The sequence below is a fragment of the Opitutaceae bacterium TAV5 genome (genome assembly GCA_000242935.3).
In the GTDB taxonomy this organism is placed as follows: Bacteria; Verrucomicrobiota; Verrucomicrobiia; order Opitutales; family Opitutaceae; genus Geminisphaera.
This window is the reverse complement of sequence record CP007053.1, coordinates 1,547,509-1,567,086: the sequence shown is the minus strand read 5'-3', so window position 1 is coordinate 1,567,086 and position 19,578 is coordinate 1,547,509. Positions and strand designations below refer to the sequence as shown.

Below are 19,578 nucleotides of genomic sequence, written 5' to 3'. Positions count from 1 at the left end.
TTTACGATTCCGGATTTGTGATTTGCGATTGGACCGGCGCGATCCAGAGCGCGCCGCGGTAAAAGGCGCTTTCGCCGGCACCGTTGAATTCGCGGGGGTCGGCGAGGAGGTGGAGCACGGCCTGGAGGGCGTGGCCGTCGAAGAGTTCGGTCACGGCGGCTTTTTGTTCGATGCGGCCTTTGCGCAGCGGGCGGTAGGGAAACGCCGCGGCGTGCACATGCGCGTGGAGCCCGGAGTCGCGGCCGAGCGGGCGCAGCAGCGGGTCGAGCGGCGTGCCGGGCCGGGCGACGACGCCGACGAGGAGCGACGTCGAGTCGCGGAACGCGCGTTCGCTGGTGAACGAGAGCCAGTCGCGGATTTGCGGAAACGCGAAGCGCTCCCCGGCATCCGGGGGCGCGGGCGACCGGCGCAGCGCGGCGCCGACGAGGCCGGCGGTTTCGGCGAGGGCGACGAATGCCGCGGCGGGCGCGGCGGCGAGTTCGAGCGCGGCGCCCGCCAGTTCGGCGAGCCCGACCGTGCGCGCCCCGGCGGTGGCCTCGAAGCGGGCGAGCAGCGGGAACGCGCCTTCGCCGGACAGTCCGGCGAGCAGCCGGCCTTCGGGCACGAAGGCGCCCTGGCTCACGGCGAAGTCGGGCCGGCTGGAGTCGTCGGAGGGCTGGAACGCGGCCACGCCGGCCACGGCGAGGAACTCGCCGAAGCGGGGCGCGCAGTCGGCCCAGGTGGTCCCGAGCGCGCCGACGCCGAGCGCGAAGGCGTGGGCGCCGAACCCGGCCGGCAGCACGCGCGCCGGGTCGGCGCCGTGGTGCAGCACGCCGGCGTCGCCGACGAGGGCGAGGCGCATGGCGGCGGGAAGCGTCTCCTGGCGGAAGAGTTCGTAGCGGGCGCTGGCGGAGGCGTGCGCGGAGCCCGTTTCACCGTCCGCGGGGGTCGCTTCGGGATCGGCGGCGAAGAGCAGGTCGAGCCCGGCGAGTTCGATGACGGAGCGCGTGGCCGGCGAGCTGCGTACGACGCCGAACCGGCCGTTGATGGCGCGCAGTTGTTTGTAGAACGAGAGCAGCACGCGCAGGCCGGCGGAGCTGATGTAGCCGACGCCGGCCATGTCGAGGAAGAGGTGGTGCTCGCCGTCGCGCACGGCGGCGGCGAGGGCATCCTGGACGTGGTTGCACCAGTTGGCGTCGAGCCGGCCGACGAGTCGGAGGGTGAGCCGGTTGCCGGTTTTGTGGCGGGAGATGTCCATCGGTGGAGGCGTGTGGCGGGTTGCGTCGGGATTATTTCAGGATCTGGCCGGTCTCGGCGAGCAACCCGGGCGGCAGGGTCAGGCCGACGGCGGCGGCGTTGGCGGGGCTGGCGGAGGTGGTGATTTTCGCCGGATGGATGGGGATGCGCGCCGGGTCTTCGCCCCGGATCACGCGCTCGATCAGCGCGACGGTGGCCGCACCGGCATCGCGCTGGTCGCGGCCGAACGTGAAGGCGGCGCCGAGCGGAATGGCCGCGTTGTCCAGGCTGAGCAGCGGTTTGCGCGCCTGGCGCGCGGCGCGTGTGATCGCGGCAAAGCCGGAGGAGGAAAGATTGTCGGGGATCTGGAGCACGGCATCGACGGGACGCGAGACGAGCGCGAGCGCGGCGTCGGGGAGATCGTTGGCGGTGTTGGCCGCCACGAGTTCGAGCGCGAAGCCGTGCCGGCGGCACGCCTCCTCGAGGCTTTCTTTCATCGCGACGGAGTTGGCTTCGGCGGGACAATAAATGCTGCCGATCCGCCGGAAGCCGGGGAAGTGTTTCCGGATGAGTCCGAGGGCTTCGTCGCACGGCGCGGGCACGGCGACGCCGGTGAGGTTGGGCAGGTGATCGGTGTCGCTGGCGCCGGCCCCCGCGGCCGCCGGGCTGGCCACGAGGGAAAACACGATGGGGATGCGCCGGACGCGCTGGACGGCGGCCTGGAGGGCGGGTGTGGTGATCGGCACGACCAGGTCGGCGCCGTCGGTGAGCGCGGCGTCGATCAGGGTGTTGAGCGTGGCCATGTCGCCCTGCGCGCTGCTCTGCCTGAGATCGTAATCGCGACCGGCGAGGAGCGGACTGCGCTTCCAGGCGGCGGCCATGCCCTCGAGCACCTGTTCGACGGAGGGGGTCTCGTTGTAAAAGATGACGGCGATTTTCCACTTTTTGCCGGCGGGAGTCGCGGCGTTGTCCGGGCCGGCCGAAGGTGAACCGGCGGGCTGCTTGCGCGAATCGAGATCCGAGAACAGCAGCAGCGCGGCGGAGCCTGCGATGAGCAGAAGGGCGAGTGAGAGGCGTTTCAGGATGGCCAGCATCGGGTGGTGAAGAGGAGTCGAGGCGTGGTCGTGCGCGTATCCGCCAGGGGAAGACGGTATCCGCGATGACAAGAAAGGGGCGTCTGCGCAACAACGGGTTTGGCCGGTCCGTCGCGCCTGATGGAGCGCCTGCGGGTGAAGGTTGCAGGGGTCATGCCGGTTTTATCGTGACTTCATTTTTGCGTTCACTCAGTCGTCTCTGCCATGCGTCCGACGACCGAGCAGTTTGGCGTCGATGACCGACCTCCGTTCGGCGTCACGTTTTTCACCGCGATCCAGCATCTGGCCGCGATCGCCCCGCCCGGGCTGGTGCTGCCGGTGCTCGTCGCCCGGCACGCCCGGGCCGACCAGGCCACGATGAACGCCATGCTCGCCGGCTCCATGCTGGCGCTGGGCATCGCCAGCCTGCTCCAGTGCGGACGCTGGCGCGGCGGGCTCGGTTCCGGGTTTCTGGCGCCGGCGATCTTCACGGCGGCGTATCTGCCGCCGTGTTTCCACGCGGCCGAGCGGGGCGGCCTGCCGCTGGTCGCCGGCATGATGATCTTCGCCGGGGCGTGCGAGGTCCTGCTGTCGCGCGTGCTGGGCCGGCTGCGGCCCTGGTTGCCGACGGAGATCGCGGGGCTGGCCGTGACCATGATCGGCGTGGTGCTGGGCATACTGGGTTTCCGCCTGATGTTCGGCCTGCCGGAGACCAGTGCCGGGGCCGGGCCGGCGATGACGGTCGGCACGGTGATCGGGCTTTGCTCGCTGGCGGGCATCTTTTTCGTGAACATCTGGGGGCCGCGTCCGCTGCGCATTTATGCGGTGCTGATCGTGCTGGTCGTGGCCTGGGCGGCGGCGGCGTGGCTGGGCGAGATCGATCCGGAGGCGTTGCGCGAGGGTTTCCGTCACGGCGTGCTCGGGCTGCCGCGGCCGCCGCTGGCGCTGCCGCAGTTCGACGCCGGGCTGGCCTTCGAATTCGCGGTGACGGCGCTGGCCTCGAGCCTGCGCACGGTGGGCGACCTCACCACCTGCCAGAAAATCAACGACCCCGGCTGGCAGCGTCCCGACATGGTCTCGCTCAAGCGCGGGCTGCTGGCCGACGGTCTGGGCAACATGATCGCCGGCGGGCTCGGCACGATGGGGCTGAGCCCGTTCTCCGGCAGCATCGGGATCTCGGTCGCGACCGGGGTGAAGGCGCGCCGCGTGGGCCTTGCGGTCGGGATCATCTTCATCGTGCTGGCGTTCTTCCCCGGCGCGATCGCGCTGTCCACGTCGATCCCCATGCCGGTCTCGGGTGCGATCCTGCTGTTTTCCTCGTGCTTCATTCTGATCAACGGCCTGCAGATCATCCTCTCGCGGCTGCTGGACAACCGGAAGGTGCTGGTCGTCGGCCTGGGGCTGATTTTCGGCCTCAGCCGCGACATCTTCCCGGATTTTTTCAACCACCTGCCGCTGCTGGCTCCGCTGGCCGCCTCGTCGCTGGCGGAGGCGCTGCTCGTGGCCATCCTGCTCAATTTCTTTTTCCGGATCGGCACGCGGATGCGGGCGCAACTGACCCTGGCACCCGGCGACGGCGCGGTGGATCGCGTGCACGCGTTTTGCCAGGCACAGGGCGGGGCGTGGGCGGCCCGGCGCGACGTGATGCAGCGGGTGACGCTGGCGCTGGCGGAGTTTGCCGAAACCGCGGGCGAGGTGGTCGAGCCGGGGCGGGAGGCGGAGATCGAACTCGCGTTCGACGAGTTTCACATCGACGCGACCATCCGCTACGCCGGCCGGGCTTTGGAGAAGGCCGACGCCGGGCCTGGTGCCGCCGGGCCGGATCTGCCGGAGGGCGGCGAACTGCCCGCCGATCTCTCGCTGCGGATCATCGGCCGCATGGCGGACAGGTTCACCAGCGGCCGGCAGGGCGGGATGCAGTGGCTGAAGCTGGGCTTCGAGCACTGAGCGGCGCGGTTCAGCGGGCGTCGGCATGGCGCAGGAAAAGTTTGCAGGCCGGGTTGTCGGACTCGTCCCGATACGGATAGCCGAGCGTCTTCAGGCAGGACTCCAGCGCGGGCTTGTCCGCATCCGTCACCTGCAGGCCGACCAGCGCATGGCCGTAGTCCGCGCCGTGGTTGCGGTAGTGGAAAAGGCTGACGTTCCACCGGGGCGGCAGCGAATCGAGGAACTGCATCAACGCGCCCGGCCGCTCGGGAAATTCGAAGCGGTAGAGCACCTCGTTTTCCGCCAGCGGCGAGCGCCCGCCGACCAGGTGCCGCAGGTGGAGCCTGGCCGCCTCGTTGTCGGTGAGGTCCAGCGCGCCGAAGCCCTGCCGGTTGAAATACTCCGCGAACCTCGCGCCCTCGCCGCGGCCCTGCACCTGGATGCCGACAAAGAGGTGCGCCCGCTGCGTGCCCGCAATGCGGTAGGCCAGCTCGGTCAGGCTGCGGCGGCCCACCAGCACGCAGAACTCCTTCAGGCTGCCGGGGCCCTCGGGAATGGTCACGGCGAGCACGGCCTCGCGGTGTTCGCCGACATTGGCGCGCTCTGCGATGAACTGCAGCCGGTCGAAGTTGACGTTGGCTCCGCAGGCGATCGCGACGAGTGTCTGCCCCGTTATCCGTTCGCGTTCCACCCAGGCCTTCGCGCCGGCGACGGCCACCGCCCCGGCGGGTTCGAGCACCGCACGCGTGTCATCGAACACGTCCTTCGTCGCGGCGCAGATCGCGTCGGTGTTCACCAGAATCACCTCGTCGAGGTATTCGCGGCAGAGGCGGAAGGTCTCCTCGCCCACTTCGCGCACCGCCACGCCGTCGGCAAAAAGCCCCGCGTAATCCAGTTTCACGCGCCGGCCCTCCTGGAGCGAACGGTGCATGGAGGCGGCGTCCACCGGTTCCACGCCGATGATTTTTACCTCGGGCCGCACGCGCTTGAGGCAGGCCGCGACGCCCGCCGCGAGCCCGCCGCCGCCGATGGCGATGAACACCGCGTGCAGCGGCCCCTGGTGCTGGCGCAGAATCTCCAGCCCGATCGTGCCCTGGCCCGCGATCACGTCGGGATCGTCGAACGGGTGCACGAACGTCAGGCCTTCTCGCCGTTCCAGTTCGCGGGCGTGCGCCTGCGCGTCGTCGAACGCGTCGCCATACAACACGACCTCGCCGCCGCGGGCCTTCACGGCCTGCACCTTCACCTGGGGCGTCGTGAGCGGCATGACGACCACGGCGCGCGTGCCGAGCCGTTTCGCGGCGAGGGCGACGCCCTGGGCGTGGTTGCCCGCCGAGGCGCAGACCACGCCGCGGGCCAGCGCCTCGGGCGGCAGTTGCGCCATCTTGTTGTAGGCGCCGCGCAGCTTGAAGGAGAACACGCTCTGCAAATCCTCGCGTTTGAGCAGGAGCGTGTTGTCGAGCCGCGCCGAAAGACGCGCGGCCTTTTCGAGGGGGCTCTCGATGGCGACGTCATAGACGCGCGCGGTGAGGGCTTTCTGAAGGTAGTCGATCATGGCGCTGCTGCGGAAACAGATCCCGCGCGGGATATCCATGGACCGCGCCACGACGCTCCAACGAGGAATGCACAAAACAGCCACTTTTTTTAACGAAACGGGCTGGCCGCGCCGGCCTGTGCGGGCTCCCGAGAGGTGAGGCCCTGCCAGATGACCGCTCGCTGCGCGCTGGCGGCCGAGCGTTCGCCTTGCATCGGGGCCGGGGATCGGGTGATGCTTCCCGGCCTTGGCGGCCGGTTTCTTCGGCCGCTTTTCTCTTTTTCGACCGGATTTTCGCCATCGTATCGCTTGATTCATGACAACACGTCCCGTTTCTTTTGCCCGCCGTCCTTTTGCCCCGCTGCTCCGGCGCTGGAACCGGGTGCCGAAGAGCGGGCGCGAGGTGATCCTGGTCGGCGTGCTCGGAACGGGGGTGGGTGTCATCGCGGTGGGGTTTCACGCCGTCGTCGAACGCATCCACCACTTCACGATCGGCAGGTTGGCGGAGCACGGGATCGGGGTGTTCCTTGCCGGGTCGTTCGCGGCGGTCGTGGGGGCGAGTTTGCTCGCCACGTTTCTGATCAAAGGGTTTGCGCCGGAGGCGGCCGGTGGCGGGGTGTTGCCGACAAAACTCTCGTTCTGGAAAGATTTCGGTTACATCCGTCTGCGGACCGGCGTGGTGAAATTTCTGGCGTCCGCAATCACGCTCGGCGGCGGCGTGAGCCTGGGGCCGGAAGGGCCGGTGGTGCAGGTGGGCGCGGCGGCGATGTCCGCCGGAGCGGGCGCGCTGGGCGTGCCGAAGCAGAAGCGGCGGCTGTTTTGCGCGAGCGGGGTGGCGGCGGCGATCGCGGCGGTGTTCAACGCTCCACTGGCGGCCATCGCGTTCGTGCTCGAGGAGATCATCGGGGAGCTTTCGAGCCGGCTGATCGGCGGCGTGCTGCTGGCGGCGGTGGCCGGGGCGCTGGTGGCGCACGCGTTGATCGGCCCGCAACCGGCATTCCAGGCGGGCGCGCTCGACGATCCGTCGTGGTGGGGCGTGTTGCTCTGCCCGGTGGTGGCGGCGCTGGCGGGCGCGGGCGGGGCGGCGTTCCAGAAAGGCGCGCTGGCGACGCGCGGACGGATGCGGGGGCTGACGTGGTTGCCGCGCTGGCTGACGCCGACGGCCGGGGCGCTGGGCACATGGGTGCTGGGCGTGCTGGCCTTCTGGTGGACGGGGAGCACGGGGATTTTCGGCATCGGCTACGACGCGGTGACGTCGGCGATTTCGGGCGATTTTGTGTGGCACGCGGCGCTCGTGCTGGCGGTGGCGAAGCTGGTGGCGTCGTTCCTGGCGGTGGGTTCGGGCGGGTGTGGCGGGATCTTCGCTCCGAGCTTTTTTATCGGCGGCATGTTCGGCGCGGCAGTGGCGGCGGGGGCGGGCCTTTTCCTGCCGTTGACCGGTTCGGACAAGGCGATGCTGGCGATGGCGGGCATGTGTGCGGGATTCGTGTCGGTGATCCGCACGCCGGTGACGGCGATCCTCCTGATTTTCGAAGTGACGCACCAGTTTGTGATGGTGCCGTTTCTGCTGGTGGCGGCGCTGGTGAGCCAGGTGGTCAGCCGCCGGCTGGAAAAGGAAGGCATGTACGAGTGCATGATGCGTCAGGATGGCGAGGACCCGCATCGTGTGTTGCCGCCGCGCGATTACCGGAAATGGCGTGAAATGCCGGTGGGCGAGCTGGCGAATTTCCGGCCGGTGGTCGTCTCGGACCTGTCGGAGGCGGGACTGAAAACGGCGCTGGAAAACTACCGGTTCAACTGTTTCCCCGTGCAGGGCGCGGACGGGACGATTACGGGATTGCTGACGCGGCCGGAGGCGATGCTGGCGCTGGCGACGAAACAGCCGCCGAAACTGGAGCCGGCGGTGTGGGCGGAGGCGTCGCTGCCCCTGGGCAACGCGCAGATCCGGATCATCGATTCACCGTCCAATTTCCTCTGCATCGGCGTGGAGGAGCATCGCAAGCTGGTCGGCATTTTCACGCTGCACGACCTGCTGCGCGGGCAGGAAACGCTGGTGGAGAGTGACCGCGGGTAGAAAAGTTCACCCTGTTGTCAGGGAGAGAAGAATAGCCACAAAAAACACAAAATTTCATTCTGCCTGACGGAAATCTTCCGTGCGCCTATAGGCGCGGTGGAGAGCTTCATGCGTGGCGAGTTTTTCGTGTTTTTTGTGGCTATTCTTGCGGCATGAAACAGCAACAGCCGGAATCAGGTAGTAGAAACGGCGCCGTTGCGGGCGAAGCGTCGCAGGCGCAGGGAGAGCACCACGAAAAACAGGCCGACGAGAATCGCGTAAATGCCGGCGATCCAGATCAGCCCGATCCCGGCGGCGAAAGGTGAAAACACGACGAGCACTCCGAACACCACCGAACACACGCCGCCGAGGACCAGCGCCCATTCGTTGGCGATCTGCCTGCGCAGGCTGATCGCGGCAATGATCTCGAAAATGCCGCGGCAGATCGCCCACCAGCCGATCCAGTAAATGACGACCGCCATGGCGAGGCCGGGCCGGGCAAAGACAAACACGCCGGCCGCAATGCCGACGATGCCGATGATCACCAGCCACAGGATATGGCCGGCGCTGCGCCGTCCGTGAAACGCGGCGGCGAGCGAAAAAATGCCGTCCGCGAGCGCCCAGGCGCCAAACACGAGAACGAGCGAAAGTCCGGCCAGGAGCGGGTTGGCGAAGGCGAGCAGGCCAAAGGCGATGGTGAGGATTCCGCGAAGAAGAAACGTCCACCAGGAACGGGCGATTGTCTGGAGCATGGCAACCAGGATGACCGTTGCGGCGGAAAAAGCGAGGCGGCAGTGTTCCGGGAGCGACGGACAGACGACCGGCCGGGCCGGCTGCCCCCGGTTATTGCCGGGAGCGCGGGCGGTGCGCCGGTGTCATCGGGTTACACTACAGCCCGAAAAACTGTCGGGCGTTCGCCGTGGTCGTGGCGGCCAGGGTGGCGAACGGGACGCCAAACACCTCTTCGGCGGCGTAGTCCGCGGTGTGGCGGAGGAAGGCGGGTTCGTTGGGTTTGCCGCGGTGCGGCATCGGCGTGAGATACGGGGCGTCGGTTTCGATCATCAGCCGCGCCAGCCCCTGCACGCGGGCGGCTTCGCGGACATTGCCGGCGTTTTTGTAGGTGAGGACTCCGGTGAAGGAACCGTGGCCGCCGCGCCGGAGCAGTTCGCTCATCTCCGCGGGACCTTCGGTGAAACAGTGAAACACCACGCGTTCCCATGGCACGCCGCTCGTATCGATCATGGCGATACACTCGGCAAACGCCCCGCGCGAATGCACGACGAGCGGACAGCCGAGCCGGCGGGCGATGTCGAGCTGGGCGGCAAACGCATCACGCTGCCACGCAAAGATGCGTTCGGCGGCGGCCGGGTCGTTTTTCGGAAGATGAAAACGGTCGAGCCCGCACTCGCCGAGCGCGACGGGAAGGGGATTTTCCTTTTTCCAGAACGCCTCGATCTGCGCGACCTCGTCCGCCCAGGTTTCGCCGACGGAACACGGATGGAGGCCGACGGTGTAGTGGACGAAACCGGGATGGTCGCGACTGATGTCGCGGTAGAGCGTCCAGTCGTCGGATGCCGTGCCGATGGTGATCATGGCGGAGAGCCCGGCCTCGCGGGCGCGGGCGAGCGCGTCGGGCAGCGTGCCCTTGCGGTGGAAGGTTTCGAGGTGCGTGTGCGTGTCGATGATCATTCGGAAAAGGGCTGTGATTTAACGACAATGGTGGCGGGAAAGGGAAGACCAGGAAAAAGCCCACCGTGCCTCCTCCGACGCAGGCAAATGCTACGATAGCATGGAGCGAGGCTGTCCAAATCCTGCATTCCGACCAGAAAGGAACCAGTCAACCGCGCTCCGGCGCATTCTTTCCGGCCATACCTCAAACTGATCAAATCCATGCATTCCGCTCCAGAATTTCTCCACCGCGCCATGACTCCTTCCCCGATCATTCCGCTTCCCGCCGGGGCTCCGCGTTGCCCCGGGAAACCGGCGCCGGGTTGTCGCGGATTTACGCTTATCGAACTGCTCACCGTCATCGCTATCATCGGAATCCTCGCGGCCATCATCATCCCCACCGCCGCCCGGGTGCGGGCGCAGGCCCGCGCCGCGCAATGTGCTTCCAATCTCCGCCAGGTCGGCACCGGCATCCAGATGTATGCTGCGGACAACCGGGGCCGGCTGCCCCCGGGGATCGGGGACGGCACCGAGGTGCCTGCCGGCGTGGCTTTCACTTCCCGTCTGGGGCCTCTCGCTCCGCTGCTGGGCTACAGCAGCACCATGGCGATCCCGGCTTTCCAGAAAGCCGCACCCTTTTCATGCCCTGCGGCCCAGGTGGTTGATCCGGTGACCAACAAGATGTCTCACGGTTACATGATCAATCTGGAGCTTTTTGGCGGCAGCGGTTTTCGTTATCGCATGCTGAGCGAGATCGAGAGCCCCTCGAAAAAACTCGCGACAGGGGACGGTTATTCCGGCACCGCCGCCCCGGCGTTCGCCTCCAGGGACGGTTCCTATATCAAGATCTGGAGCTCCGTCCTCAAAAACGTTCACGGCGAGAAACTGAACGCCGCTTTCCTCGACGGCCACGTCGAGCGGATCGCACTCTCCGGCATCGTAAAAGAACAGATTTTGCCACAATAACGAGCGGACCCGCGCGTCGCCCGAATCATCTCGTCCCCCCTCTCCCCCGGCCAGTCCCTCCCTGCGCTTTTCCGGACCGCACGTGGTCCGGCCATCCCCTGATATATCCATAAATCAGATACAAATCCGTTATGAAAACCGAAAACCTGCTCACGCTTGGCATGGCCTTTTTCCTGGCCGCGCTTGCTTCCCGCGCCGACACACTGGCGTCATATACATTCGACTACACCACCAGCGAAAGCGAGGCGTGGAAGGCCATCGGAGTGCCATCCTCGCTGGCCGCCACCGATATCGGTTTTGGCAACGCCGGTCTGCAAGGTGAAGCGACTATCCGGCACAGTCCGGGCGACGCAGCCGGCTGGTATGTGAAAATCCGTAGCTCGGCGCTCACCGATCGCCAGACAACGGCAATAACCGCCGGGAACTACATCGATTTCACGCTCACTGCCGCGCCCGGATACACATTCAGCGTCACCGGATTAAGCTTCGATGCGTTGATCGAGGGAAGCGGTCTGTATATCTATACCGGAGCCCAATTCAGCACGGACGGGACGAATTTCAGCAGCTCGATTTCCATGGGGCCAGTCAACTCGACAGCGTTGAAAAGTTTCACGACCGGAATTCTCGAATACAGCGATCTCACCCGTTTCACGGTGCGGCTTTATCTGTCCCAGGTGAACGGAACCGCCAGCAAATACCTCTATCTCGACAACCTCAAAATCGATGGAACCGTGTCGCCTTCCGGCATTCCCGAGCCTTCCGCCTGCGCGGTGATTGCCGGGGCCTGTGGTCTGGTTGCGGTTATCGTCTGCCGCCGGATGCGGATCTGCCGGTGACCGCCTGAAATCGTTGGCAGTCCGCGCGCCTCCTCGCGGGCGCCCGTTTGCATTTTACTTCCGGTTTTCCCGACTGCCCATGCGTTTCTCCAAAACCCTGACTCTCCTTCTTCTTTCGCTGGCCGCCACCGCCGCTGCGCCGTACATCCTGCACGCCGACGTCACGCTCCCCTCCGTGTTTTCCGAACACATGGTGTTGCAGCGCTCCGCCCAGACGCCCGTGTGGGGCCGCGCTGCGTCGGGCGAGAAAATCACCGTCTCTCTCGACGCCAGCGTGTCCGGAGGCCCGGCGGGATCAGGTACCGTGAAGTCAACTACGGCAGGCGCCGACGGACGCTGGCGGGTGAACCTCGATCTTTCCGACGCCGCCCGTATTCCCGCCGGTCCGCACCGTCTTGTCATCACGGCCGGCAATACCCTTTCGATCCCCGATGTCCTCATTGGCGAAGTCTGGCTCGCCTCCGGCCAGTCCAACATGGCCCGCACCATGAGCTCCAGCGGTTCCCGGGAAGAAATTGCCGGCTCGGCCAACGACCGCCTGCGTTTCTTCACCGCCGCGCGCCAGACCTCGCTCACTCCGCTCGATGACGTGGCCGGCAAGTGGACCGTCGCCGCGCCCGACACCACGCCCGGCTTCTCCGCCGTCGCGTACTATTTCGCGCGCCAGCTCCAGGCCGAGCTCGGCGCGCCTGTCGGCGTCATCCACTCCAGTTGGGGCGGCACCGGCGTCGAGGCCTGGACCAGCCTCGACGCCCTGAAATCCGATCCGGCGCTCGGCAAGATCGCTGTCACCGAAATCGAGACTGCCGGGAAATTCCCGGAGAAAAAGGCCGCGTGGCTCGCCGCGCTCCGGCCCTGGCTCGCCGCCAACGGACGCGAGGACCGCCCGACGCCGGCCGCCGACCTTGCTGCCTTCACCACACTTCCTGCATCCGCCGGCGCCGATGGCTGGAGTGCCGTCAAACTCCCGGGAAAACTTCCCGGCGAACGCATCCTCTGGGTGCGTCGCGAGATCACCGTGCCGTCTTCTGCCGCAGGCAAGCCCCTGGTCCTTGATTTCGATGAGATCGCGGGCATCGACACCGTATTCCTCGACGGCAAACCCGCGGGCGGACGTACGCTGGAAACCTTCGATGGCGACGGATTCCGTCGCCTCAATGTCCGTCGCACGTATCGTGTCCCGGCCGACGCCGTCACCGCCGGCCGACATACGCTGGCCATCCGCATCTACGCTCCGCTCGGCGGGTCCGGCATCAATGGCAGTTACTTCACGGCCGGTTCGCAAAAGCTCGGCGGTGAATGGCTCCTCAAGACCGAGCGCGCTTTCGCCCCGCTTACCCCGGCTGCCCGCAACGCCAGCCCCGGCTCGCTCAAGGCCCCGCTCCGTCCGTGGAACGTTTCCTCCTCGCTCTACAACGCCATGATCCACGGCCTCGCGCCTTATGGCTTGCGCGGCTTCATCTGGTATCAGGGTGAAAACAACGCGGGCAATCCGGGCCGTTACCGCACCGCCTTCCCGCTCCTCATCAACGACTGGCGCGCCCGCTGGGCGGATTTCGCGGCGGCGGAGTCCACGCCGCCGCTTTCCTTCTACTGGTGCCAGTTGCCGAATTTCCAGGCCAAGACCGACAACGCCAACGCCTCCCCCGGCTGGGCCGGCATCCGCGAGGCGCAGACGCTCACCTTGAAACTTCCCCGCACCGGCCAGGCCGTGCTCATCGACGCCGGCGAGCCCGGTGACATCCACCCGCAAAGCAAGCGCGAGGCTGGCGCCCGGCTCGCCGCCCTCGCCCTCGCACACGACTACGGCAAGCGGGTGGAATATTCCGGCCCCGTCCATGATTCGATGCAGGTCGAAGGCTCCGCGATCCGTGTCCGTTTCGCTCACGTCGGCGGCGGACTCGTCGCCCGCCCGGTTCCTGCCGAATACCTTTACGCCAGCGTGCCGAAACGGGTGACGAAGCCTCTCGGGCGCAACAGCCCCGAAAGCCAGCTCGAAGGTTTTCTCATCCGCGGAGCCCCCGGCGAAAAATGGGAGTGGGCCGATGCCCGGATCGACGGTGACACGGTGGTGGTTTCCTCTCCCCGCGTGCCGAAGCCGCAGGCCGTGCGCTACGCCTGGTTTTCCAATCCGACGTGCAATCTCTACAATGCCGCCGGTTTCCCCGCCTGTCCTTTCCGCACCGATACGGACTGAAGGCCCGGCGCGGTGGAGCCCTCGCGCCATTTGCACTCGACGAGCACGATCTTCGGTTTGTCGGGCAGACCGCGCCGGTTGAGATTGAGTTGTTCGATCACGAGATCCAGCGCCGCGGCCCCCACATCCTGGCGCTGTTCGTCCACGCTCGCGAAGCCCGGTTTTGTGATGTCGAGCAACGCGAATCCGCACGCGCCGGGCACGTCCACGCCCGCCTCGCGCAACCAGTCGCAAGCCTTGTCGAACGAGATCACGGCGTCAGGTTGGTGGCGTCTGTACCACCGCAGCAACGAGGCTGCGTCCCAGCGGACAGCCACGAGCGGAGGGACGCGCCGTGCGGGCGGCAACTCCCGCTGCTCGAGGAGCGCCCCCGCCAGCCACAACCCGGCGATGCGCCGGTGATTGATCTCCGACATCGCCATGCCCACGCGTTTGTAACCCAGGCGGTGCAACGCCTGGAACGCCGTCCGCGCCGCGTGCAGGTGATGGCAGCAGGCGCGGTGCAGATCGGGCGTCGTCAGTGTATAACCGCCGCAGGTGGCGGCGGCGAAGTGTTCCCAGTCGAGCCCGAGCGGATGGCCTACGCGATCGAGCGGGGAGACGAGGACGCCGCGGATGCCGCGATGGCGCAGGATGCGGCCGAGGCGCGCGCCGTTCATCCCCGGCGCATCCAGCCAGAATTCTTCCAGCCGGTAGCCGAGCGGTTCGCCGTGCGCCTTCGCGCCCTGATAAAACGCGATCGAGGCCGAGTTTTCGCGCCACGCATCCGCGGCGGGCCCGGTCGTGATCCAGGCGATGGTCTCGTTGGCGGTGAACTGGCTGGCGCGTACCCGCGTCATCAGTTGAGAGAGTGCGGCGTCAGGACGGTAGCCGAGCCTGTCGGCGATTTTTTTGATACGCTCGCGGGTTTCCGGCGGTAGCGACGGGCTGTTTCTCAGTGCGCGGGAAACCGTCATGACATGAACGTTGGCGGCCTGCGCGACCTGGGCCATCGTTACACGCTTGCTGAATTTCATGCGTCGATAGCCCATGTACAGGCATCCCATGGCAAGCCGTTATCCGGTGACCCGGGACCGGAAGAGATACGCTCGGCTAACCGGAACTTTTTTCTTCCTCCGTGCGCAGTTCCAGCGAGACGGACAGGATCCAGATCTTTTCGGAACTCACGATGCGCGGATCGTCTTTCACCCGGATGGCCTCGGGATCGCGCGAAACCTCGATTGTGTTGTCAGCCTTCAGCAGATTCACGGGCAGTTCGATTTCGTTGTAATTGGTGGCCAATACACGGTGAGACTGTCCGTTGATCCTCACGACAAGAGGCACTCTCCGGTCCACAATCCGGCGGGGCCGGGCGTAGGGAATGCCTCCGACCGACAGCTTCAGGATGGATTTTTCGGCCTGCCTGAAGCGGTCCGGAAGGGACACCTTCAGCACGAGTGGCGGGGCGTCGCCGGTGACATCGACGGCGGGCAGCTCCTGAAAAACGGAATCGCCATAATAATCCTTGCGGGAGCGCACCGCCTTGGCTGGAAGGGCGGAGCCGGTGTCACCCGTTATGGAATACATGCCGTAAGGCTCCATCCTGAAATGCACGCGCCCGTTATCGACCGGAACAGGTGTGCCGGTCAGGGCGACCATTCGCGTCGCCGGATCGTATTCGAGGCGCTCCAGGTCCACGGTTCCGTTGTGGTTTGAGACAGGGAGACCGGCGAGCGTGAGGTTCACGGTTTGCCGGGAGCCCCGCTTGTTTTGCATCACGATGTTGAACCGGCCGCCGTTGCGGGCCGCCACCAGGTTAACCCGGTCGCTTCCGCTTTCACCCGGCAGCCTTTCGCCACGGAGATGACGGAGCAGGTAATAGAACCGGTAAACGGGATTGGGCTCCAGGTCGCCGTCGGTGAAGAGGCCGAAAAATCCTTTCCAGTCTGTGATGTAGAAATACGAGAGCGACTCGATCCGGTCGGGCAGGTCGAGGGCGCTGAGCAGCATGTCGGCGTAGTTGACGGTTACATACCGCCAGCGGCCCGCAACCGGGTCCACCTGCTTCGCGACCCGAAGGATGACGTTGCTCTCGCTGCCGGCGATGGGAAAGGGGCGTCCCAGGGTGTTGTGCGCGTAGTTGGCCAGCAGGTTGGCCTCTGCTTTCAGGCAATCCGGATCGACGCCGTAGTAGTGCGCGTCGAAATGATCGGCGAGAGCCCCGCATTCGTCGATGAACCGCTTGCTCCAGCTATCCCAGAAGCTGGCCTCGTCGCCTTTCTCGCCGCGCGACCAGCCCAGTACGCCGCCGCCGGTGATCACGGGACCACCCACCTTGATGCCGGGGTTGAGCCGCTTGATCGGCGGCACGGCGGCCTTGAAAAGCTCCATATAGGTCCGGGATTTTTCGCGCCACGGCACCGGGAGGTAACGTTCGGCGTTGGGCTCGTTCCAGATGTAGGCCCATTTGACGAGGCCGCCGGTGTGGTCGTTGATGGCCTTGAGCGTGTGTCCGGCGAGTTCGCCCCATTCCGCCGGATCCATGGGCGGAAAAAACCGGGTCTCGGTTTTGAAGCGCCCGGTGCCGGTACTCCTGAAGTCGTTTCGTCTCATCCAGGCCGGCGCCTTGACCAGAGACATGTTGGCGAACGCACCGGCTTCGCCCACCGAGTCCAGTCCGGAGCGTTTTCCGGCGAAGGCGCGTCCGAAGGCTTCACTTTCGAAAAACTGGCGGTCGAATTTTCCCGGAGCCAGGGGGTCCTCGGGAACCGGCAGGGTGCTCATGAAATCCTCTGTCCATACCGGAATCACGCCGAGGTTGAGCGGCTCGATGTATTTTCTGACGAACTCCTTTCCTCCGGTGATGTTGCACACGGAAAACATCGTGTCATGGATGCGGGATACGCCGTTGATTGCCAGCACCTCGTCCAGCGCTACGGAGGCGGACAGGGCGGGTTCTGCGTCTTTGACGTTTTCGGGGTCGATCCGGTCTGCCTGGAATTCGGCGATGGCGGGGTAAGGGATGTCACGTTCGGCAAACCCGGCTTCCGTTTCCAGTTTCAGCGCGACCAGCCCGGTGTCCGGCACCCGGTGCTCGACCCACTCGCCGGCGGGAGTGCGCGGATCGTCCACCGTCACCAGTACGCGGTCGAAGACGGCGGAGTCGGCACGGGTTCTTCCGACAATCCGGTAGGCGGTTGCAAAGGCATGGGGATGTTGAAAAAAACGGATGCGGTTGATGGTCGTCGGCTGGTCGAAGGTCAGCACGTAGTCCACCCGGGGATCGTCTGCCGGGGTGCGGCCCGATGTGCGAGGGCGGGCCCAGGTGTCGATGTTTCCGTCGGCGGCACTGGACGCCGGGAAATCCTGGTGGAATTCGGCCGGGGACTGGATACCCGCGCAGAAACCGGAGAGAGGGCCGACGCAGAAAAAAAACAGGCCAGGCAGGATGGTTTTTACAGGTTTCATCGTTTTTCAGTCCGCGTGGTTTGGGCCAAAGGGAAACCGGACGGGCAAAGGCGGTCGGGGAAATGCATTGCGGGATATTCGGATGCCGTCGGTCTCCCGGCCAGCCGTGTGTCGTGCTAACGTAGCATGACGCCAGGCACGTTACCCGGACCGCAAGGAACGGGAAGTGCGGGTTTTTGTAACTACTCCGCACGGAGATGAAGCTATCCGTTCCCGATCCGGTTTTAGCGTCCTTCAGCGTCCTTTAGCGGTTAAGCATTTTGTCCGGTTATAGATACAGACTGCCGTAACGCTCTTCCAGATACGCGAGCAGCGGCGCGGGCGAGAGGTCCGTGCCGGTGACGTGGCGGACGAGTTCGGGCGCGGTGAAACGGCGGCCGTGGGCATGGATATTTTCCCGCAGCCAGCCGAGCAGGCGGCTGAAATCGCCGCGGGTAAAGTCGTCCTCGAGACCGGGCAGCGCCGCCCGCACGGTGGCCCAGAGCTGGGCGGCGATCATGTTGCCGAGGCAGTAGCTGGGAAAATACCCGAACGCGCCGCCGCTCCAGTGGATGTCCTGCAGCACGCCTTCGCGATCCGTCTCCGGCGTGAGGCCGAGGAGTTCTTTCGCCAAGGCGCGCCAGGCTTCGGGCAGGTCGCGGACGGCGAGTTTTTGCGAGAAAAGGCGGCGCTCCAGCTCGAAGCGGAGCAGGATGTGGAGGTTGTAGTGAACCTCGTCGGACTCGACGCGTATCAGCGTGGGCGCTACGGAATTGATGGCGCGGTAGAGGTCTTCCGGGGAAACGCTGGCGAGCTGTCGGGGGAAGTGCTCGCGGTAGCCCGGCTCGAAGTGACGCCAGAAGGCGCGGCTGCGCGCGACCTGGTTTTCCCACAGGCGGCTTTGCGATTCATGGACGGCCATGCCGGCGGCCTGGCCGAGCGGGGTGCCTTGTAGCGGGAGCGGCAGGCCCTGCTCGTAGAGCCCGTGGCCGGTCTCGTGGATCGCGGAAAACAGGGCGTCGAGCGGCTTGTCCTCGTGGAAACGGGTGGTCATGCGGATGTCCGCGCCGGCGCCTTCGCAGAAAGGATGCAGCGACACGTCGATGCGGCCGCGCCGGTAGTTGAAGCCGATGGCGGTGGTGACTTCGGTCAGGAAGGTTTGCTGCGCGGCGGTGTCGAAGCCGGTGAGGCGCGCCTCGATGCCGGCGGCAGCGCGGGCGGCGGGCGAGGCGTCGAGCCGCTGCACGAGAGGGACGAGGCCGGTTTTCAGGTCGGCGAAGAGGGCGGCGGTGAGTTCGCACGTCATGCCGGGATCGTGCTTGTCGATGGCGTAGTCGTAGGGTTTCTGGCCGAAGCCGAGGACGTCGGCCTCGCGGCGGGCGAGGTCGAGGTGTTTTTCGAGAAACGGGGCGAAGGCGGGGAAGTTGTTGTCTTCCCGCGCGCCGGCCCAGGCGTGGTAGGCGGCGCTGGTGAGGCGGGCCTTTTCGGCGACGAGGTCGGCGGGGAGGCGGGCGGCGCGGTCGTAATCGCGACGGGCCTCGCGGACGTTCACGCGCTGGTCGGCGTCGAGGGCATCGGTCTGGCGTTCGAGGGCGTCGAGCAGGCGGCCGGTTTCGGGATCGGTGGCGGCGGCGTGCTGGAGCTCGGCGAGGAGGGCCATCTGGTCGCCGCGCTGGTCGGCGCTGTCGGCCGGGAGGTTGACCTGCTCGTCCCAGCCGAGGAGGCCGGAGACGGTGCCGAGGAGGTGGACGCGGCGCAGTCTGGCGAGAAGCGCGTCGTGGAGGGCGGAAGGAGAGGTGGCAGGAGCCGGGTGGGCGGTGGTGTTCACGTGAATTTGAAGAATCAGAAAATAAGGCAGCCGACGGTGCCGAGGACAACCAGCGCGGCGATGACCAGCAAGGCGTGGCGTTCGCGGGTAGTGAGTCGCATGAGCATGATGGGGAGGAACAAAGCGGGTATGCGGTCCGGGCACGAGCCTGGACTGTCCGGAAAACTGCCCGGACGACTGGCGCCGGGAGCCGGAACGATTATCTTCGCCCCCTTATTCGTTCACCACTATGAAACACCTCTCCAAACTCCTCCGCTCCGGCGCGGCCCTTGCCGCGCTTGTTTTCGGTTCCGTGACGTTCGCCGCTGTCGAGTCCGGACAACCTGCTCCCGACTTCACCCTGACCGACATCAACGGCAAGGACTGGTCACTCGCCGACCTGAAGGGCAAGACCGTCGTCCTCGAATGGGTGAATCCGGAATGCCCCTTCGTCGTGAAGCACTACGAAAAGAGTGGCAACATTCCCGGCCTCCAGAAAACCGCCAGCGCCGACGGCATCGTCTGGCTCTCGATCAACTCGGCTGCTCCCGGCAAGCAGGGTGACTACGACAAGGCCCAGGTCGAGGCGTGGTCCTCCAAAACCGGCGCCGCTCCCGCCGCCTACCTGCGCGACACGGAAGGCAAGGTCGGCCGGCTCTACGACGCCAAGACCACTCCGCACATCTACGTGATCAATTCCGAAGGCGTGCTCGTGTACCAGGGTGGCATCGACAGCATCCGTTCGGCCAACCCGGGCGACATCACCAAGGCCGAGGCCTACGTCGTCGAGGCGCTTGCCGCCGTGAAGAACGGCGAAGCTCCCGCCCGGAACAACACCGCGCCGTACGGCTGCTCGGTGAAGTACTGAAACCGGTTT

At 66.1% G+C, this 19,578-nt stretch carries 15 protein-coding genes; 6 read left to right on the top strand and 9 right to left on the bottom strand.

Annotated features, from left to right (window positions below; all coding sequences use genetic code 11):
* Position 1 precedes the first annotated feature (1 nt).
* Both OPIT5_07145 and OPIT5_07140 read right to left on the bottom strand, forming a co-directional pair.
* The gene (locus OPIT5_07145; GenBank protein ID AHF90031.1) at positions 2-1,237 is read right to left on the bottom strand and encodes an anti-sigma factor antagonist; all 1,236 of its coding nucleotides are present in this window, start codon (positions 1,235-1,237) and stop codon (positions 2-4) included.
* A 31-nt stretch (positions 1,238-1,268) separates the two neighbouring features.
* On the bottom strand, positions 1,269-2,309 hold the full coding sequence (locus tag OPIT5_07140; GenBank protein AHF90030.1) for an ABC transporter substrate-binding protein: 1,041 nt from the start codon (positions 2,307-2,309) through the stop codon (positions 1,269-1,271).
* 204 nt (positions 2,310-2,513) lie between these two features.
* Here OPIT5_07140 and OPIT5_07135 point away from each other — a divergent pair, with 204 nt between their 5' ends.
* Positions 2,514-4,235, top strand: coding sequence for a xanthine permease (locus OPIT5_07135; GenBank protein ID AHF90029.1), 1,722 nt, complete (start codon positions 2,514-2,516; stop codon positions 4,233-4,235).
* A 10-nt stretch (positions 4,236-4,245) separates the two neighbouring features.
* Here the strand turns inward: OPIT5_07135 and OPIT5_07130 are convergent, their stop codons facing one another.
* Positions 4,246-5,769 (bottom strand): L-threonine dehydratase biosynthetic IlvA, encoded by a 1,524-nt coding sequence (locus OPIT5_07130; protein ID AHF90028.1) that lies wholly within the window; start codon positions 5,767-5,769, stop codon positions 4,246-4,248.
* Between the two features lie 499 nt (positions 5,770-6,268).
* On the opposite strand from OPIT5_07130, the gene OPIT5_07125 reads away from it, so the two are divergent.
* The gene (locus OPIT5_07125) at positions 6,269-7,822 is read left to right on the top strand and encodes a chloride channel protein (protein AHF90027.1); all 1,554 of its coding nucleotides are present in this window, start codon (positions 6,269-6,271) and stop codon (positions 7,820-7,822) included.
* 173 nt (positions 7,823-7,995) lie between these two features.
* On the opposite strand, the gene OPIT5_07120 is transcribed toward OPIT5_07125, so the two are convergent.
* Together OPIT5_07120 and OPIT5_07115 are read right to left on the bottom strand one after the other, a co-directional pair.
* A complete protein-coding gene (locus tag OPIT5_07120; protein ID AHF90026.1) occupies positions 7,996-8,553 on the bottom strand; it encodes a membrane protein in 558 nt (185 codons plus the stop codon).
* A 136-nt stretch (positions 8,554-8,689) separates the two neighbouring features.
* Complete coding sequence (locus tag OPIT5_07115; protein AHF90025.1) at positions 8,690-9,490, bottom strand: TatD family hydrolase; 801 nt, start codon at positions 9,488-9,490, stop codon at positions 8,690-8,692.
* A 201-nt stretch (positions 9,491-9,691) separates the two neighbouring features.
* Here OPIT5_07115 and OPIT5_07110 point away from each other — a divergent pair, with 201 nt between their 5' ends.
* The 3 genes from OPIT5_07110 to OPIT5_07100 all read left to right on the top strand — a co-directional run bounded on the left by OPIT5_07110 (position 9,692) and on the right by OPIT5_07100 (position 13,468).
* Positions 9,692-10,435 (top strand): N-terminal cleavage protein, encoded by a 744-nt coding sequence (locus tag OPIT5_07110; protein AHF90024.1) that lies wholly within the window; start codon positions 9,692-9,694, stop codon positions 10,433-10,435.
* Positions 10,436-10,566: 131 nt separating this feature from the next.
* A complete protein-coding gene (locus OPIT5_07105; protein ID AHF90023.1) occupies positions 10,567-11,271 on the top strand; it encodes a hypothetical protein in 705 nt (234 codons plus the stop codon).
* A 79-nt stretch (positions 11,272-11,350) separates the two neighbouring features.
* Entirely contained in the window at positions 11,351-13,468 is a 2,118-nt protein-coding gene (locus OPIT5_07100; GenBank protein ID AHF90022.1) for a 9-O-acetylesterase, read from the top strand.
* On the opposite strand, the gene OPIT5_07095 is transcribed toward OPIT5_07100, so the two are convergent.
* From OPIT5_07095 to OPIT5_07080, 4 genes are all read right to left on the bottom strand, one after another.
* Positions 13,417-14,499, bottom strand: a complete 1,083-nt coding sequence (locus tag OPIT5_07095) for a LacI family transcriptional regulator (protein AHF90021.1) — start codon at positions 14,497-14,499, stop codon at positions 13,417-13,419. The genes OPIT5_07100 and OPIT5_07095 overlap by 52 nt on opposite strands.
* A 61-nt stretch (positions 14,500-14,560) precedes the next feature.
* A complete protein-coding gene (locus tag OPIT5_07090) occupies positions 14,561-16,915 on the bottom strand; it encodes a glycosyl hydrolase family 39 (protein AHF90020.1) in 2,355 nt (784 codons plus the stop codon).
* Between the two features lie 268 nt (positions 16,916-17,183).
* Positions 17,184-18,722, bottom strand: a complete 1,539-nt coding sequence (locus OPIT5_07085) for a carboxypeptidase (protein ID AHF90019.1) — start codon at positions 18,720-18,722, stop codon at positions 17,184-17,186.
* A gap of 14 nt (positions 18,723-18,736) precedes the next feature.
* A complete protein-coding gene (locus OPIT5_07080) occupies positions 18,737-18,829 on the bottom strand; it encodes a hypothetical protein (GenBank protein ID AHF90018.1) in 93 nt (30 codons plus the stop codon).
* A gap of 122 nt (positions 18,830-18,951) precedes the next feature.
* Here OPIT5_07080 and OPIT5_07075 point away from each other — a divergent pair, with 122 nt between their 5' ends.
* Positions 18,952-19,569 carry an alkyl hydroperoxide reductase gene (locus OPIT5_07075; GenBank protein ID AHF90017.1) on the top strand — a complete coding sequence of 206 codons (618 nt, stop codon included), beginning with the start codon at positions 18,952-18,954 and terminating at the stop codon, positions 19,567-19,569.
* Positions 19,570-19,578: the final 9 nt, after the last annotated feature.

Coding starts and splice junctions, on each gene's coding strand:
- OPIT5_07145 (AHF90031.1), bottom strand. CDS start 1,237: ATGGACATCTCCCGCCACAAAACCGGCAACCGGCTCACCCTCCGACTC.
- OPIT5_07140 (AHF90030.1), bottom strand. CDS start 2,309: ATGCTGGCCATCCTGAAACGCCTCTCACTCGCCCTTCTGCTCATCGCA.
- OPIT5_07135 (AHF90029.1), top strand. CDS start 2,514: ATGCGTCCGACGACCGAGCAGTTTGGCGTCGATGACCGACCTCCGTTC.
- OPIT5_07130 (AHF90028.1), bottom strand. CDS start 5,769: ATGATCGACTACCTTCAGAAAGCCCTCACCGCGCGCGTCTATGACGTC.
- OPIT5_07120 (AHF90026.1), bottom strand. CDS start 8,553: ATGCTCCAGACAATCGCCCGTTCCTGGTGGACGTTTCTTCTTCGCGGA.
- OPIT5_07115 (AHF90025.1), bottom strand. CDS start 9,490: ATGATCATCGACACGCACACGCACCTCGAAACCTTCCACCGCAAGGGC.
- OPIT5_07110 (AHF90024.1), top strand. CDS start 9,692: ATGCATTCCGCTCCAGAATTTCTCCACCGCGCCATGACTCCTTCCCCG.
- OPIT5_07105 (AHF90023.1), top strand. CDS start 10,567: ATGAAAACCGAAAACCTGCTCACGCTTGGCATGGCCTTTTTCCTGGCC.
- OPIT5_07100 (AHF90022.1), top strand. CDS start 11,351: ATGCGTTTCTCCAAAACCCTGACTCTCCTTCTTCTTTCGCTGGCCGCC.
- OPIT5_07095 (AHF90021.1), bottom strand. CDS start 14,499: ATGGGCTATCGACGCATGAAATTCAGCAAGCGTGTAACGATGGCCCAG.
- OPIT5_07090 (AHF90020.1), bottom strand. CDS start 16,915: ATGAAACCTGTAAAAACCATCCTGCCTGGCCTGTTTTTTTTCTGCGTC.
- OPIT5_07080 (AHF90018.1), bottom strand. CDS start 18,829: ATGCTCATGCGACTCACTACCCGCGAACGCCACGCCTTGCTGGTCATC.
- OPIT5_07075 (AHF90017.1), top strand. CDS start 18,952: ATGAAACACCTCTCCAAACTCCTCCGCTCCGGCGCGGCCCTTGCCGCG.